Origin of the sequence: Chitinophaga rupis (genome assembly GCF_900109685.1) — a bacterium.
In the GTDB taxonomy this organism is placed as follows: domain Bacteria; phylum Bacteroidota; class Bacteroidia; order Chitinophagales; family Chitinophagaceae; genus Chitinophaga; species Chitinophaga rupis.
This window is the reverse complement of the sequence record NZ_FOBB01000001.1, coordinates 1,168,539-1,185,363: the sequence shown is the minus strand read 5'-3', so window position 1 is coordinate 1,185,363 and position 16,825 is coordinate 1,168,539. Positions and strand designations below refer to the sequence as shown.

At 42.4% G+C, this 16,825-nt stretch carries 12 protein-coding genes; 4 read left to right on the top strand and 8 right to left on the bottom strand.

From position 1 onward, the window contains the following. Nucleotide 1: 1 nt before the first annotated feature. From BMZ54_RS04675 to ybeY, 6 genes are all read right to left on the bottom strand, one after another. On the bottom strand, nt 2-382 hold the full coding sequence (locus BMZ54_RS04675; protein ID WP_202909135.1) for a hypothetical protein: 381 nt from the start codon (nt 380-382) through the stop codon (nt 2-4). A gap of 51 nt (nt 383-433) precedes the next feature. Then, on the bottom strand, nt 434-1,582 hold the full coding sequence (locus BMZ54_RS04670; protein WP_089906956.1) for a lactonase family protein: 1,149 nt from the start codon (nt 1,580-1,582) through the stop codon (nt 434-436). Nucleotides 1,583-1,631: 49 nt separating this feature from the next. Next, nucleotides 1,632-2,912, bottom strand: coding sequence for a hypothetical protein (locus BMZ54_RS04665; RefSeq protein WP_143080907.1), 1,281 nt, complete (start codon nt 2,910-2,912; stop codon nt 1,632-1,634). 110 nt (nt 2,913-3,022) lie between these two features. Then, entirely contained in the window at nt 3,023-3,568 is a 546-nt protein-coding gene (locus BMZ54_RS04660; protein WP_089906954.1) for an RNA polymerase sigma factor, read from the bottom strand. 389 nt (nt 3,569-3,957) lie between these two features. Beyond that, nucleotides 3,958-5,826 carry a tRNA uridine-5-carboxymethylaminomethyl(34) synthesis enzyme MnmG gene (gene mnmG, locus BMZ54_RS04655; protein ID WP_089906953.1) on the bottom strand — a complete coding sequence of 623 codons (1,869 nt, stop codon included), beginning with the start codon at nt 5,824-5,826 and terminating at the stop codon, nt 3,958-3,960. Nucleotides 5,827-9,192: 3,366 nt separating this feature from the next. Then, on the bottom strand, nt 9,193-9,618 hold the full coding sequence (ybeY, locus tag BMZ54_RS04645; protein WP_089906951.1) for an rRNA maturation RNase YbeY: 426 nt from the start codon (nt 9,616-9,618) through the stop codon (nt 9,193-9,195). A gap of 133 nt (nt 9,619-9,751) precedes the next feature. On the opposite strand from ybeY, the gene BMZ54_RS04640 reads away from it, so the two are divergent. Continuing rightward, entirely contained in the window at nt 9,752-9,991 is a 240-nt protein-coding gene (locus tag BMZ54_RS04640) for a FeoA family protein (RefSeq protein ID WP_089906950.1), read from the top strand. Between the two features lie 499 nt (nt 9,992-10,490). Here BMZ54_RS04640 and nadA read toward each other — a convergent pair whose 3' ends face one another. Then, complete coding sequence (nadA, locus tag BMZ54_RS04635; RefSeq protein WP_089906949.1) at nt 10,491-11,498, bottom strand: quinolinate synthase NadA; 1,008 nt, start codon at nt 11,496-11,498, stop codon at nt 10,491-10,493. A gap of 765 nt (nt 11,499-12,263) precedes the next feature. Here nadA and BMZ54_RS04625 point away from each other — a divergent pair. The 3 genes from BMZ54_RS04625 (at nt 12,264) to BMZ54_RS04615 (ending at nt 15,662) form a co-directional block, all read left to right on the top strand. Next, on the top strand, nt 12,264-14,363 hold the full coding sequence (locus BMZ54_RS04625) for a peptidylprolyl isomerase (RefSeq protein ID WP_089906947.1): 2,100 nt from the start codon (nt 12,264-12,266) through the stop codon (nt 14,361-14,363). A 114-nt stretch (nt 14,364-14,477) separates the two neighbouring features. Next, entirely contained in the window at nt 14,478-14,981 is a 504-nt protein-coding gene (locus tag BMZ54_RS04620) for a DUF2480 family protein (protein ID WP_089906946.1), read from the top strand. Nucleotides 14,982-15,014: 33 nt separating this feature from the next. Continuing rightward, nucleotides 15,015-15,662 (top strand): hypothetical protein, encoded by a 648-nt coding sequence (locus BMZ54_RS04615; protein WP_089906945.1) that lies wholly within the window; start codon nt 15,015-15,017, stop codon nt 15,660-15,662. On the opposite strand, the gene corA is transcribed toward BMZ54_RS04615, so the two are convergent. Next, nucleotides 15,659-16,753, bottom strand: coding sequence for a magnesium/cobalt transporter CorA (gene corA / locus BMZ54_RS04610; protein ID WP_089906944.1), 1,095 nt, complete (start codon nt 16,751-16,753; stop codon nt 15,659-15,661). The two genes, BMZ54_RS04615 and corA, sit on opposite strands and share 4 nt — an antisense overlap. Nucleotides 16,754-16,825 lie beyond the last annotated feature (72 nt).

The following is a 16,825-nucleotide window of genomic DNA, read 5'->3' as shown; positions in this document are numbered from 1 at the left end:
TTTATTCTTCATCATCCCGCTCTACTAACTGATCATCTTCCAGATCCTCATGCCGGTCGCCACCTAAACTATAAAAATTATTTTCTTCATCCTCCTCACCAATATCTTCTCCCTCATTATCCAGTTCTGCGCCAGGTATATCCAGCTTCCTTTCTTCTTCCGGTAAATCCTCTTTATTCTTTGCTAATTCATTATTCAGCTGAACATTGCGGGTAACGTTTTCCACATCCAGGTCTTCCTGTTCACCCTGGTTCATAATATCCTCGCTCGCGGGATAAGTGGGGTAACCGGGAAATGTTTTATCTCTTTTCTCCTCCTGCTCTTTCATGCTGGGCGCTTGCGGCAGGTCCTTCTTTTCTGGTTTGTTTTGATTATTTTTCATAGCAGTACCTTTTTAGTTTTACTACGTACCGAAAATGCTATGCCATAAATATTACTGCTTTTCCACGGCTATCATTTTTAAACATACAGGCATAGAAATTTTTATTTGCTCGCCGGTGGGTTTTATAGCACCGGTAGTGGGATTGCGTTTAAACAGAACAATATTATCGCTATCCTGGTTGGCCACTAACAGGAAGTTGCCGGAAGGGTCTATCATAAAATTGCGGGGCGCTTTTCCACCGGCGGACTGCTGCCCTTTCCACACCAGTTTCCCACTACGTTGATCAATGGAATAATACACAATGTTATTCAGATCATAGCGGTTGGAGGCGTACAAAAATTTCCCATCCGGTGAAATGTGAATATCTGCACCTGAGACCTTGCCTTTATAGGTAGCCGGCAAAGTAGAAATCGTTTGTATGGGTGTAAGCTTGCCGGCATCATATTTAAATGCCGTTACTTTTCCATCCAGCTCATGAATAAGATAAGCCCATTTGCCATTGGCATGAAAAGTAATATGCCGCGGACCGGAGCCTGGCGGCAACGGTGCATAGGATGGGTTGGCCTCCTGCAGCAGTAAAGGCGAATTGGGATCATACTTGTAAATACCTACTTTATCAATTCCCAGGTCAGGCACATACAGGTATTGATTATCCCGCGAAAACTCCACGCAATGCACATGCGGCTTTTCCTGCCGGTTCTTATCCACACTGGATCCGGTATGTTGCACGGTTTGCAGCGGGGCGCCAACCTTTCCGTCTGCCTGTACCGGTAGTACGGATAAGCTGCCGCCAGCGTAATTGCCCACCAGCACATGTGTGCCGGCGCTGTCGGTATTAATATAACAGGGACCTTCTCCACCGGAAGGCTGTTTATTCAGGAACTGCAGCTGGCCGGTGGCATTATCAAATGCAAAAGCGCTTACACTGCCGGTTCTTTCCTCACCAACTTCGTTTACGGAGTATACATGTTTTTTATCCGGTGCAATAGCCAGGAAAGAAGGGTTATCCACACCTTTGGTAATACTTACCGGTTTTACCGCTCCTGTTTGTGAGTTAAAGGCATAGATATAAATACCTTCACTTTGCTTTTTGGTATAGGTGCCAATCAGCAGATATTGGTCGTAGTCAGTTGATGGTGTTTGCGCATTTAGCAGCAGGGGGAAAAGTATTGCGCCGGTAGTAAGCAATAAACCATGCATAGGTCATAACGTTTCTTATACCTAATATAAGCAAAAAGAAACTACCGGCCTATTGCTTGCGCCTGAATTGGTTAAAATTCAGCTGTACGGCTACCCCGGTGGAATATAATTTTACCTGCCCATATCCAATATCACCCAGCGGTACTTTTACAAACGGTTGTATGCCTAATGACATATGGCTATTCAGCGGCAGCTGGTAAGTGAAAGCTAAGTTAAGCACCGACAGGTAATGCTGATTTTCATTGCTCAGGGATTTATTCCAGTCGGTCATATAGTCCCTTTTATAAGTATATTCTTCCTTGAGCATAAAATAGCTGGACAAACCAACAGTAGCTGTTAAGGTATACTTAGGTCTGTCCATAAAAGTGTAGTTAATATTGATGGGCACATCCAGCACTTTACAGTTTGCATCTATGCGCTTTACTGTATTCATTGGGTAAGACCATGTTTTTATTACACCATAATCTTTCCGGGTACCGCCATAAGGTTTATCGCTATACACTGCACCGGTGGTGAATGACCATCGATTGTTTATATGATAGTTGACCAGTATTCCACCATCCAAACCAAACTTTCCATATTCCAGTGAAGGGGCTACGTTAAACACAGGTCCCAGCATTAACCCAACAGAAAATCCTTTGCGGCTGGGAACGGTGTTTTTCTTTTTCTCCGTTTTTTCCGCGATCTCTTTAATGGGTAAATGACCACTGCGGTTTAGTTTAGCAGAAACTGCCGGATTAGTAAAGTAATGAGTATTGAGTAAACGCAGCACCTCATTTTCTTCTGCTAAGCCGGAAGTATTTTTATTAACCGGAGCCGGAGCATTTGATACGTCCGTTCCCGTTACATCATTTGAATTTGACAATGGTTGTTCTGACTGATCGGCTACCGGTGAAGTATTTTTTGTTCTCTGTTTATTTGCCAGCCGGTCTGCCGCAAACCCCTTACCTGTAGTATTATATTTATTTTGTCCGGGCTTATTCACGGAGGCGTTTGCTGGTGTTGAATTATTATTTCGTGCAGGTGTTAACGTTGTAACATCAGATGATGCTGAAGGTGTTTTTGAAACAGGAGGTACAACTGCACTGTTATTATCATTTGGTGCAACAATTTTTTCATTAGAAGTCAAGACGGAATCTGCAGGTGAAGTAGTGGTCGCCTGCTCAGTAGTTTTTGTTGTTTCAACAACCGGGCTGGTTGTTGTGGTAGTGCTGTTGCGCCACCAAATGAAAGCGCCTGTACCCAATAATATTAATACAAGCGGCGCCAGCCACCACCAGAAAGGTTTTCTGTTGGTGTCGTTGTCGAGAGCATCCAGTTTCCTTTCCATTTTTTTCCAGGCATCCGGATCAAATGGAAAATTTTCTTCGCTCAACCTCTCACGAAACTTATTATCAAACGCGTCACTCATTTTACGTAACCCTCGTGGGTTTTTATATTTTATCTTACGGTGTTATAGGATGTAGCCTTTTCTATTTTTTCTTTCAATATTTTTTTTGCCTTAAAAAGATTAGACTTGGAGGTTCCCTCCGATATCCCCAATTGTTCTGCTATTTCCTGGTGCTGGTACCCCTCCATTACATACAGGTTAAAAACAGTGCGGTAAGCAGGGGGTAAAGATTGTACCAGCAACAACAACTCATCATACGAGAGCTTGTCCATTGCTTTATCATCCATACCCAGGTCATACACCTGTGTTATATCTTCTGTGAAAGAAATTCGTTTTTTACTGCGCAGATGATCGATGGCTGTATTTACCACTATTTTGGCCAGCCAGCTTTTGAAGGGACGTGTCGTATCAAATTCAGAGATGTGTTGAAATATTTTCAGAAACCCATCATTTAAAATTTCAATTGCTTCCTCCTTATTTTGTGCATACCGCAAAGCAATACTCATGGCATATCCATAGAATTGCCGATACAATAATTCCTGGCTGTTACGGTTTAAGTTCCGACAGCCTTCAATAATGTCGTTCAGTTCGTGCACGAAATATCTGTTACCTTTTTTTTCTTACGTTCCCCTTAAAGTACACAACTTTTTTTCAGAGAGTATAAAGATATTCGTTTTACAATAATCACCTTAATATTTACGTCGGTTAAATACAAAGCGTTGCTTTTATCCACAATTTTTAGTAAAAAAATATGTGGTTCTCAAAATATCCATTTTAAAGGCGCTAAATTCTTTATATCCCTGTTTTGATACTAACACCAGCTTCAGGGAGCGATCGTTAAAATTTGGGGAGATAATGAAGCTGCAATTTTATTAGTTAATTATTTGATAATCAATTAGTTAATAGAAATAAGTCTTTTCTGGTACGAAAAAGGGAAATATCCACGTGGAACATTTCCCTTCAGCATTTTTAAACAGTATTTATTTTACCGTCCCATGTACACCATTAAAATTTGTACATCACTTGGATTCACGCCGCTGATCCGGCTGGCTTGTCCTAAAGTACGCGGACGAATTTTATTAAATTTCTGACGGGCTTCTGAACTGAGTGAAACCAATTTGGTATAATCAAAAGCTTCCGGGATCACCAGGTCTTCCAGTTGGCTCATTTTTTTCACCAGTTCATTTTCCTTTTCAATGTATACTTCATACTTGATCTGGATCTCTGCCTGTTCCAAAATTTCTGCTGAAAAACTTTCCAGCGCATTTGCAATTTTTTGCACCCTGTTTTTCATGGACAAAATATCCATTCCGGGGCGCAGTAAAATTTGCCAGGCACGTTGCCGTTGGGTAAGCAGCGCAGAATTTTTTTCTTCCAGGTGATGATTAATATCTTCCGGATCCAGGGGCAGCTCTTTCAAAATGGATTTTACTTTAGCAACACCTTCCTGTTTCTGCTGCACTTTTTCAATTCTTTCCTGGGAGGCCAAACCTAAGCGATAACTTTTTTCTGTTAACCGGAGGTCTGCATTATCCTGACGGAGTAATGTTCTGAACTCTGCCCGGGAGGTAAACATGCGGTAAGGTTCTTCGGTACCCTTGTTTATAAGGTCATCTATCAATACTCCAATGTATGCTTCACTCCTTTTTAATACAAACGGTGGCTGACCACTAGCTTTCAGATGAGCATTCATACCAGCTATTAAACCCTGGCAAGCTGCTTCCTCGTACCCGGTGGTACCATTAATTTGTCCGGCAAAGAAAAGGTTTTGCACCTGTTTTGTTTCCAGGGAAAACTGTAATTGGGTAGGTGGAAAATAATCATACTCGATGGCATAGCCCGGGCGGAACATTCTGCAGTTCTCAAAACCGGGTACCATTTGCAGGGCTTTGTATTGTACATCTTCCGGCAGGGAGGTAGAAAAACCATTCACATATATTTCCACGGTGTTCCAACCTTCCGGTTCTACGAACAGCTGATGTCTTTCTCTTTCTGCAAAACGGTTGATCTTGTCTTCAATACTTGGACAGTACCTCGGGCCTACACCCTGGATCCTTCCCTGAAACATGGGTGAACGATCGAAGCCGGTCTTCAATGCCTCATGAACTTCGGCACTGGTATAGGTGATCCAACAGCTGCGTTGCTGTTCGGGTTTTATTTTTTCTACATCCAGGTATGAGAAGCCGGTGATCTCTTCATCACCTTTTTGCTCTTCCATTTTTGAGTAGTCAAGGCTGCGGCCATCAATCCTTGGAGGGGTCCCTGTTTTCAAACGGTCGCTTTCAAAACCCAGGGATACCAGTTGTTCGGTAATTCCGGTGGCAGCTTTTTCTGCTACCCGTCCTCCACCGAATTGTTTATCGCCAATATGCATTACGCCATTCAGGAAAGTACCATTGGTAAGTACTACTGATTTGGCTTTTATTTCATGTCCTAATCCGGTGATAACACCATAACATTTACCATCTTTTACTAACAGACCTTTTACCATGTCCTGGTAAAAATCTACGTTCGGGGTTTGCTCCAATGCTTCCCTCCACTTAGTGGCAAATAACATCCGGTCGTTTTGGGTACGGGGGCTCCACATCGCAGGTCCTTTGGATCGGTTTAACATCCGGAACTGGATCATAGATTGATCTGTAACAATACCGGAGTATCCACCCAGCGCATCTATTTCACGTACTATTTGCCCTTTAGCTATACCACCCATGGCAGGGTTGCAGCTCATTTGGGCAATAGTTTGCATATTCATGGTTACCAGTAATACCCTGGATCCCATGTTAGCTGCTGCAGCTGCAGCTTCACAACCGGCATGTCCGGCGCCCACCACTATAACATCATAAGAAGGAAACATACTTCGTTTTATATTGTAGAAGATGCAAAATTACATATAAGCAAGGATAACTGAGGTTTTTGTTTAGTGTTCCACGTGGAACATGAAGGTGGTTTCATCTCGGGGTTATAATAGCGGGTGGTGCCATTCACACCGCGACCATTTGGTATACTGTTGTAGACACCGCCTATGTAAGTAACACTGGCGCCAATGCCTTGTTGTTCTGTACATAATCATAGCAGCCAAATGGATCAGGACGGTGACGGTACTATAAGTATTGACGCTGATTGAAAGATTATTAGCTGGAAGTACTTCTCTAACGCAATAAAATAGCTGTGCAGGGTGTACAATGACATGGAGAAGTAATAGCTTAATGACCAGACAGGTGCTTTATACCACGTGACATGCAAAGTGTTGATATTATCACTTTGCAGATTTAAATCACAATCATGATCTTAGATTCCTAATGGATCTTTTGTACAGGTCAGCCTACCTTCCTTCACCTTCCTTCACCTCCCTCTTCCACCTTTCTCCTACCTTATTGCCTAAATATAGCTTACCTCCATGTAGGTATTCTGTAGGTATTCTGCATTGTGGAAGTATGCTAGTGTATAAAGGCAGTACATTATTGGCAATGCTCTACAGTAATTCTTACCAATAACTGGTGTTCAAACAATACGGACTGAAGAGTAATTATCCCTAATAATAACTAGTGATGGAGCCATACGGAACAGGGTCGTGAAGCCAGGACCTTCCTAGTAGCCCCAATTCTCATAGTAATTGTTCCTGATAACTGGTGATAGAACAATATGGAACAGGGAGGTCAAACAAGGATTCTCCTAGGACGGCAAATGCTCACAGTAACTATTTCTAATAATCCGTGATGGAACAATATGGAACAAGGAGAGTGAAACAAAAATCTCCTAGCACCCCCAATGTTCACAGTAATTACTCCTAACATCGGTATTGGTAATGGAACCATACGAACCGGGGAAGTGAACAAGATCTTCCTAAGACTATATTCACAGCAATTATCTCTAGTCACTGATGGTGGAGCATATGGAATACCGGGCGAGACACAAGAATTCCCAGTCCTTATACATGGAAGAAGGTACTATCAAGACACTCCCCAACCTGAGTAAGTTCCTATAATAGCATGTTGCAATCTTATCTGATACCAGCCCTCTGTTATAAAACGTGGGCCGTGAAAAGTAGTTGAGTAGGGCTGCGGGGTATATTAGATGGCTACCCTCTCACCCACTTGGCTCGCTTCTTATTGGTAATCTATCCATAAATTGAATTGGTTTATTCATTCAAGGTAGGAGTAAAACACATAGAGTACTACCCTCAAAGTACCAATAATCACCCCTCCTAAATAAACATTCCCAGGGTCAGGATAGCTATAAGTGGTCAGGACTTTCCAGGCAAATGAAGAAGAATGATGCTGCGCAGGAACTCATAGAGGTAAAAGGATTTCAAATTATCTGAGCTGGAAACATCAAATAAGACAGCAATTACAAGAAGTAATAGTATTTATAAGGGCACTTTGACCTATCCAGCCCACCAGATATAGGGGAAGAATGTCAGGATCCGGGCGTCCCCTAGCCTATTTACCCTCTATTGATAACTACCTACTTCTTCAAGGGTGATAGGTCGCTATGAATATTCCAGTATTGGCAAAGATACTCTCCTGCACTAATGGAACTACAACCTCTATTCAACTATACCTGGGTACCGTTACCAGTAACCTCCACACGGTCAACAACAGTTTGGATACGTGCAGGGAAAGACCATATGAAACTAACAGGTTTTTCTGCAAACTGAACGAGGAAATCTTGTATGTACAGGAGGAAGATCATTCTACACCTGCCGTCTCTCCTTAGTTGAGGCCCTTTAAAGCAGACTTATAAGTAAAGGAATAGATAATCCTGTTCAATACTCTTTCTTAAAAGGAGGCAATATCTTCCGGTTGGGACCGCACATGTTCCTTGACATTGTCCTACAGGATCACCTCCAATACTAAAGAGTGCGGCCTAGCCTGGTATTAAAAAAGTTTCATTACCGGCATTCTGATGAAGGTTGGTTTGAATTTATAAGGGCGGTTCAGGGGCAAAAAGTGTTTAAAGGCTGTAATGAATGAGTATACTTTAACCCCTAAACAAGATCTTATGTCTATCTCTCTCATTAAAAGAGGGCCATCCCTAGGGTGAGAAATCTCTACTCGCCTGCTACTTTTATGTCTTAATTGTATGCAGTCTGCCCCTTTATCCCAGGTACCAAAGGGCAATCCTCATATTCCCTATCCTCAAACAATACTCCTGGATCATACTTTTTAGAAGATAATCTCCGCTCAGATCTTTCCATTTACTCTGTCCATCACATACCAATGGGAGTACTTTTCAGTAAATTCCCTTTGATTAATCAAAACTCATACTTTCAAGGAAGGCGGGATCTATGATTTCGATAGATCTTACAATCTTTCAAATACCAATGTGCTCATCAATCAACCTCTAGTGTCAATGAAATCTTCCTTCTTTATACTGAAGGATAATGAAAAACTAATTCTGTATCTAGTGTTCCACGTGGAACATACAGATTTCACAAAGTAGATTGTTCCATGTCAATGCAGCTCTTATCTAAAAAGTATCGTCGATTATTGTACAATAAGAGTAAGATGAAGAAAAAAATGCTTTCCTCCCCTTGTTAAGATCAGGTCAAAAGTGAAATAGTAAAGATTACGGATAATAGTATCGTAGAGATAGATATTAAAAAAATAGAGGGACAATTATGTCAGCCTGAATAAATTTTCGATGCACTCTCATTATACCACATAAAAAATCATCCTCACCTCTCCCATTCATTCTGAAAATCTATTGCTCCCTCATCCAGGTTTTGGTAATCTGCAAGCTTCGTTGTTTAACCATAACCAACTTAAGTCTAGCACACCTATTCTATTTTTAGGTTAACCTCTTTAGAAAATATTTTCCGTCTTAAATAATTCTGAAAGCATAACAACCTAAAAAGTTCGTGTACCTGCACGACCAAATGTTCTATTACAAGATGGAACCTCTGTTTTACCGATAGTGCATGTTTGCATCCAAAAGTATTTCCTAAATAATTTTGAGTAAAGAAGCGTGAGGTACATTTCCGGGTTTCCGAATTGTGCAAGGAGTAGCACATTAAATTCCTGAAGAAAAACACATCAATCAAAATAAGGGAAAGTGAAAATAATTTTACTCTTCAGGTTCTATTATACAAAACAGCAAGGTTAACAACGCTCAATTTTTGGAATTACATTTCTCTGAGTTATAATAAGCAGTAACCATCTCTGGCAAAACAAAAATCATCTATCGCCCATAACCTAAACTCTCCCTATTTAAAACTCCCTCATCCCACAAAATACAACTTCAAACATTCGTCCTCTTTTTCTCTCATCAGTGCCGCATCTTTTTTCGTCTTATCCTTATACCCACATAAATGCAGGGCGCCATGAAAAATCACCCGGTGCAATTCCTGCTCTTCACTTACTTTAAACTTTGCCGCATTATCCCGCACCCGGTCAATACTAATGTAAATCTCCCCCACTGTTTCTCCAGGTACTTCGCTCATCTCAAAAGTGATAATATCGGTATAAGTGTCATGCTGCAAAAATTGCTGGTTCATTTCTAACAGGTAGGCATCGCTGCAAAAAACATACTGCAGCTCCTTCAGCTTTTGTCCCTCTCTTTCAAAAATACTTTTGAGAAATGTTTTCAGTCTTGTTTTTTGTTTGATAGCAACGCTTACTTCATGCGCGTCAAAATGTATAGCCATAATTTCCTGTTATAAATTCTCAAAAAACAGATGTAAAAATATGGTGAAATTTCTGATTCGCCGGATCCTGTTTTTTGCGGGTAACGTTTCACAAGGTACCTTTGCGTATTCATGAATAAATGATGATAGTGAAATGAGTAAGCTTCCCATAAAGTTATCAGCCCTGGCCATAGGTAAAAGTGCAGTGATCACCTCTTTTGAAAAAGACGATCTTCATATCAAATTAATGGAAATGGGTTGCGTGCCCGGAGAAACGGTGAAGGTGGAAAAAATTGCACCGCTGGGAGATCCTATCTCCATTATGGTAGCCGGCTATAATTTATCGCTCCGCAAAACAGAAGCTGATTTTATTTGGGTAGAAGAGATCGGATAAGATCATTCTTATAAAATAAATTTGTTACCCCTTTTTAAAGTACGCTGTATTTTACACTGATCAATTATGATTATTTGAAAAATTCTTTTCAGATAGATTGTAAATTGTTTGCATCACCCAGACACCTATTACAATACTAAAATAGTTCCCTCCTATTTTTGGTTAACCCAGATCATTTTCCAACTAAACAAATATCCAGCCGTTGTATTTCATATAACCGTTAGCGTTAGCATACCAATATTTACCGTCTTCAAATTCCTCACTTATCCTTCAAAAAAATTCAATTATACCATGTTCATAACCTAGGAAAATAGAAACTTCCAAATGTGGATTACATGTGCGTAACCTGGGAGATATTCAGAATCAGGGGAAGGCCTTTAGAATCATCTATACAAGAGGAAGGCCCGGATCTACGCCATATAACGCATTCTCCGGGCCTTCATTTTTTGAAAACTATTATAAAATAGCTAACCGATGTAGTATATTGATAATCAATTAATTATAATCCATATTGCGCGCTGATCTCCAGCATACGGTCAATCGGTTTCTTAGCGGCTATACGCAGCTGTTCATCCATGGTAATTTCAGGTTCTTCATACTCCATACACAGGTACAGCTTTTCCAGCGTGTTTAATTTCATATGTGGACAATCATTGCAGGCACATGCATTATTTGGTGGCGCCGGTATAAACGTCTTGTTAGGATTGTTTTTCTCCATCTGGTGCAGAATACCTGTTTCTGTTACCACAATGTATTCCTGCGCATCGTCCCTTTCTGAGAATTTCAGTAAGCCGGTGGTAGAGCCGATATAATCCGCTATTGCCAGCACAGCTGCTTCACATTCCGGGTGCGCTATGATCTTTGCCTTAGGGTGCCTTACCTTGAGCCGGGTGATCTTTTCCAGGGAGAAAATTTCATGCACCATGCAGGCGCCATTCCACAGCACCATGTCCCTACCCGTTTTTTTGATCAGATAGCTGCCTAAATTCCGGTCAGGGGCAAAAATGATGGGTTGGTCAGCTGGCACGCTTTCGATGATTTTTTCGGCATTAGAAGACGTACAAATGATATCGCTGAGCGCTTTGATACCTGCAGAGCAGTTAATGTAGGAAATCACGATATGGTCCGGGTACTTTTCCCTGAACTTCTTAAACAACTCCGGCGGGGCACTGTCGGCCAGGGAACACCCTGCCTTCAGGTCGGGCAGCAGCACCTTTTTCTGCGGGCTTAATATTTTCGCCGTTTCTGCCATAAAGTGCACCCCGGCAAAAACAATGATGTCGGCATCTGTTTTGGCAGCCTGCTGGCTCAGGCCCAGGCTGTCCCCGATATAGTCTGCCACATCCTGGATATCGGGCTCCTGGTAATAGTGAGCCAGTACAATCGCATTCTTTTCCTTTTTCAATCTTTCAATCTCCGCAAACAGATCCAGGTTCACATTTACGGGCACATCCAAAAATCCATTACGTTGCAAATTTTTTTTCGCTTCCGTGAGCTCCCTAATCATAATTATATATTTAGTTATTTATTTAAAAAAGAAAAACCCACTACTATTAGGGGGGTGAATATGTGGAAATTAAATTTTCCCATCGTATACAAAGGTAGTTGTTATTCTTTTTTACTCAGCTATCCACAGGAAATTAACAACGTATATCAGCCACCATATTGGATTTTACCCGCTTCATCCACACCCGTGGATATCATTTTCCGTGTACATCTTTTTACCCCTGTGTGTATTAAGAAAATGTTAACAGACGGGGTTAACTTTCCCCTTTTTTGCTGTTTTACCATCCAAACAACCAGCGGGCACAATAACAAAATTAGTTTTACCTGTGTGTAACCCTGCTTTTTACCACTCTTTCACCGGGTTATACGGTGGTTTTACACAACGGCTGTGGATAAATTCCGGCCTAGAAAGTGAACCGGAACTCCCCCGTTCGTTTTATAACGCGCTAATGGTTATAAACAATTTTATGTGGATTGGCAGCGGCCGTTTTCAAAAATGTGAATAATCATAAAAATTTTTACGGCCTGCGTAGAACGGCATATCTATATGCGTGGCTAATTCCGTTATATGTACCAAACAGTGCCATAAATACATTAAAATTTCCGGAAATGTGGATAACCTGTGCATGTACCGGCTGTAACGAAAGGGTGATATATGCCTGAAACCCTTAACTGTACTGCATTTGGACCTGGAAAATACTGTTTTGCAGTTACAGTTATTTTATTCTATTTTTGCTTTCCCTAAAATTTTATACTATATAATATTATGTCAGTTATTCAGAAGATCAGGGATAAATATGCAGTGGTGATCATAGTGGTGATCTGCGTTGCTATTGTTAGTTTCCTGCTGCAGGATGCCTTTTTTGGCAAGAATTCCCTATTCCGCCGTTCCACGAGTGTAGGTAAAGTTAATGGTGAAGAGCTGGAGATCGCCGATTATCAAAAGCGTATACAAGACGCTGAGAACGGTGCGCGCCAGCAAATGCCCAATGGCAGCATTGACGAGCAAACCCGCCAGTATATTCGTGAGCAGGTATGGAACCAGTTCCTGAACGAGCAGATCATGCAGGCACAGTATGATAAACTGGGCATAGATGTTACAGAGGCTGAGGTGGTAGACCAGTTCAATGGTAAAAACCCCAACCCGATCGTTGTACAGCAATTCACCAACCCGCAGACCGGCCAGTTTGACCGCGCCGAAATGCAACGGGCTTTACAGAATATCGGGCAGGACCAATCCGGCAGAATGCGCCAGGCCCTGCACCAGCTGGAAGAAATGATCTCCAAAACTCAGCTGCAGCAGAAATATATGACCCTGGTAAAACAGGCAGTATATTATCCTAAATGGCTGGCTGCTGAACAACAGCAGGAGAACAGCCAGACAGCAAACATATCTTATGTGAACGTGCCTTATGCTACCATTGCAGATTCTACTATTAAAGTATCTGATGGGGAGCTTAATAATTATATAACTGCGCACAAATCTTTATTCAAAACAGAAGAAGCCCGCAAAGTTGAATATGTAGCTTTTGATGCATTACCTTCCAGAGCTGACTCTGCTGCTGCCCTGCAACAGCTGGCAGCGCTGAAACAGGAAATGGACACTACAAAAGAGATCGAGAGTTTTATTAACAGTAATTCTGAAATTAAATACTTCGACGGGTATGTTTCCAAAACTGCGCTGATGGTACCTAATAAAGATACCATCCTCAACCTGCCGGTGGGCGCTATCTATGGTCCCTATGTAGATAATAACTATTTGGTGCTGGCAAAAATGCTGGACCGTAAAACCATGCCGGACAGTGTGAAAGTGCGTCATATATTAATAGGTACCCAGCAAGGCCTGCCCGATTCTATTGCACATAACCGTGCCGATAGTATTGAAAGAGCAATTAAAGGTGGCGCCGATTTCAAAGCCCTGGTTACACAGTACTCCGATGATCCGGGTAGTAAAGCCAACGGCGGTGAATATGACATTACCCCGGCTACCCAGTTCGTAAAAGAATTTAAAGATTTTGCGTTTGATGGCGCTAAAGGCCAGATAAAAGTGGTAAAGACCCAGTTCGGTTACCATGTAATAGAAATAATGGACCAGAAAAATTATGGTCCTGCCGTGAAAGTGGCTTACCTGAGCAAGCCGGTGGATGTAAGTAAAGAAACCGACAGTAAAGCATATGCTGCTGCCAGCGAATTTGCCGGTCAAAACCGCGATCAGAAATCTTTCGAGAAAAACATCCAGGAAAAAGGATATAACAAACGCCTGGCAGACAATATCCGTCCTATGGATTTTGTAATTCCCGGTATTGGCCAGGCACGTGAGCTGGTACGCTGGGCTTATGAAGCCAAGAAAGGCGATGCCAGCCAGGTTTTCACTTTTGAAAACAAATACGTGGTAGCGGTATTAACCGGTATCCGCCAGGAAGGCACTGCCTCTCTGGATGAAGTTAGACCGCAGGTAGAAGCAGAAGTGAAAAAACATAAAAAAGCAGAACAGCTGATCGCTAAGCTGGGCCAGCCGGCTTCTATTGATGCTGCTGCAAAAGCCAGCAGCCAGCCGGTACTGAAAGCAGATGGTATCAGCTTCAGCACACCGTTTGTACCCTCTTTAGGTTTTGAGCCTAAAGTAGTAGGTGCAGCCTTTAACAAAAGCTGGGGTACTGCCAAAGTATCTGCGCCTATTGAAGGTACTGCCGGTGTATATGTGCTGAAGGTAGACAGCTACCAGCCTGCCGCACAACCCGCACAGGACCTGAACACACAGCGCGCTGCCTATGAGCAGGGTATTAAATCCATGCTGGATCAGCAGCTGTTTGAAGTGCTGAAAAAGCAAAGCGATGTACAGGATAACCGCGGTAAATTCTTCTAAAGCTCACAAACGACTTATATTATAGCAAAGGCCCGGAGCGTAAGTTCCGGGCTTTTTGTTTTGAAGGGGTTTGGCCGGATATTTCGTAAATTCGTATACGGAAAAAGGATTTATATGGACGAGATTGTTAATAAAGTAGCGCAGAGCGCACTTACTTCACTGGACCTGGAAGATTATTATCCCAAAGAAGAAATAGTAGTGTTTGATATAAAGGATTACCTGTTTATGGAAATGATCCTGAAGGAAAAAGATTTCCGTACTGCTATGCAAAACCTAGACTGGGAGCAATACCGCGATAAAAATGTAGCCATTACCTGCACGGCCGACGCCGTGGTGCCCCGCTGGGCCTATATGCTGATAATGACCTACCTGGAACCGGTAACACATTACGCTGCTTTTGGCGATGCCGGCTTTATTCATAATACCCTGTTCCTGCAAAACCTGAATAAGATAGATGTGAATGAGTTTGCAGATAAACGGGTTGTGATCAAAGGCTGTGGGGACAAAGGCGCTGGTGAAATTGCCTATGTGGAGATCACCCGCCTGCTGCGCCCTGTAGTAAAAAGCATTATGTATGGAGAGCCTTGCTCCACAGTGCCCATCTACAAGAAAAAATAAACTGTAAATATTAAACGTGTACTGTTGCCTGGAATGCATTACATCCGACACCGTTATTTTTTAGTACCGGCTATCATCATTACTATATGGTTGCTGCAGGGTTGTAATGGATGTAACCATACTAAAACAACACCTCCTGTACGCGACAGTGTAACTACTGAAATAATAAAGTCCACACCGAAAGACACGCTTAAGAACTGGGCAGAACAGCGCCTGATACAATGGAAGGGCTGGATAGACAGCAGCATGGCCGGCGGCTTTGGAACCGATAGCCTGGAACGTACCACGGTAGACACTTTGGGATCAATAGATACTACCTCTATGGAAGTGGCGCGGTTTGAACAGTTCCGGCAATTTTTTGTGTATAGCCCCGACAGCAGCCGGGTAATAGATATGGTGAGCTATGGAAATTTCCTGCACCAGGGCACCCATGGTAAAGTAGTGCTGGAATCCGGTGAGCCTGATACGGAGGTGGCTATTGTTAACGTACAAACGAAAAAACGCGAACGCATTTTATTTACCGGCCCATCCACTATTATTAAACAGGCCGTGTGGGTAGATGATCATACCATATTAATAGCCGGCGGCACGTACGATGAAAATAACCAGCTGCAACCGGTTATCTGGAAATACGATACCAACACCAAATTATTGGAGAACTGGGAAAACGACCGGCTCTAAAACCATCCCCGCTTCTTAAATAAAATGATCATAATTATAAGGATTACCACCATAATTGCTATGGTAGTAAAGTAACCGTTGGGTGAGTGCAGCTCCGGCATGTTATCGAAGTTCATACCGTAAATACCGGCTATTACCGTGAGCGGCGCCATAAGCGTGGTTACCACGGCCAGCACCTTCATTACCTCGTTCATTTTCAGATTCAGCTGGGTGTGATACTGCTCCTGCAGGTTAAACACCATATCCTTATAGTTATCGGTAAGGTCGTTACAATGCACAATGTGGTCAAACACATCTTTATAATATTTCATGGTGCGCTCATCCAGCAAAGGACTTTCACTTTTTAAAAAGCCATTTACCAGTTCCCGCACAGGTGAAATAGCGCGGCGGAACAATAACAGCTCCCGGCGCAGCAGATTAATACGGGCCAGGGTGCGGTTGTTAGCTTCGTGCTGCACCACATCTTCCATCAGCTCTATACGTTCACCTAATTTGTCCAGCACCGTGAAATAACTATCTACAATAAGATCCAGCAAAGTGTAACATAAATAATCTGCAAAAGCCAGGCGGATGCGGGAGCCGTTGATATGCAGCTTTTCGCGGATGGGATCAAAAACATCGCGGTGGGAATCTTCCTGAAAGGAGAGCACGAAGTTTTTTCCCAGCACAATGCTCACCTGCTCCTGTTCTATGGTACAGCTAAGCTTATTAAAATAGATCATGGGCAGCACACAAAATAAGTGATCACCCATTTCATCCATCTTGGCGCGCTGGCCTACATTCAGGATATCTTCCTCTAAAAGGTAGTGAATACCAAAGCCGGTGCAAATAGTATGGATCTCTTCTTTGCGGATACCGTCAATATTGATCCAGCTGGTTTCCGGTGTTGTTGCATAGTGTAACAGCTCTTTTACATCCTGCAGCTTCACTTCTTCACAATGATTATCTTTAAAATCAAACACCGTGATCTTTACCTCTGCTACGGGCTTGCGGTCTGCAATACCGGTAGCAGGATTGTAGTTCATGATGCGCTGCTTTTTTCCCTTAAAAGGATTTAACGCATCCGGAATGGGCAATATACGTTTAGCCATAACAGTTAGTTAATTCAGTCCTGTAAAAATACAGGGGTGAAAGAAAAAACTTTCACCGGTCATACCTTGTTC

Excerpts from the sequence above, each read along its gene's own strand:
- BMZ54_RS04675 (WP_202909135.1), bottom strand. The coding sequence starts at position 382 with ATGAAAAATAATCAAAACAAACCAGAAAAGAAGGACCTGCCGCAAGCG.
- BMZ54_RS04670 (WP_089906956.1), bottom strand. The coding sequence starts at position 1,582 with ATGCATGGTTTATTGCTTACTACCGGCGCAATACTTTTCCCCCTGCTG.
- BMZ54_RS04665 (WP_143080907.1), bottom strand. The coding sequence starts at position 2,912 with ATGGAAAGGAAACTGGATGCTCTCGACAACGACACCAACAGAAAACCT.
- mnmG (WP_089906953.1), bottom strand. The coding sequence starts at position 5,826 with ATGTTTCCTTCTTATGATGTTATAGTGGTGGGCGCCGGACATGCCGGT.
- ybeY (WP_089906951.1), bottom strand. The coding sequence starts at position 9,618 with ATGGCTATACATTTTGACGCGCATGAAGTAAGCGTTGCTATCAAACAA.
- BMZ54_RS04640 (WP_089906950.1), top strand. The coding sequence starts at position 9,752 with ATGAGTAAGCTTCCCATAAAGTTATCAGCCCTGGCCATAGGTAAAAGT.
- nadA (WP_089906949.1), bottom strand. The coding sequence starts at position 11,498 with ATGATTAGGGAGCTCACGGAAGCGAAAAAAAATTTGCAACGTAATGGA.
- BMZ54_RS04625 (WP_089906947.1), top strand. The coding sequence starts at position 12,264 with ATGTCAGTTATTCAGAAGATCAGGGATAAATATGCAGTGGTGATCATA.
- BMZ54_RS04620 (WP_089906946.1), top strand. The coding sequence starts at position 14,478 with ATGGACGAGATTGTTAATAAAGTAGCGCAGAGCGCACTTACTTCACTG.
- BMZ54_RS04615 (WP_089906945.1), top strand. The coding sequence starts at position 15,015 with ATGCATTACATCCGACACCGTTATTTTTTAGTACCGGCTATCATCATT.
- corA (WP_089906944.1), bottom strand. The coding sequence starts at position 16,753 with ATGGCTAAACGTATATTGCCCATTCCGGATGCGTTAAATCCTTTTAAG.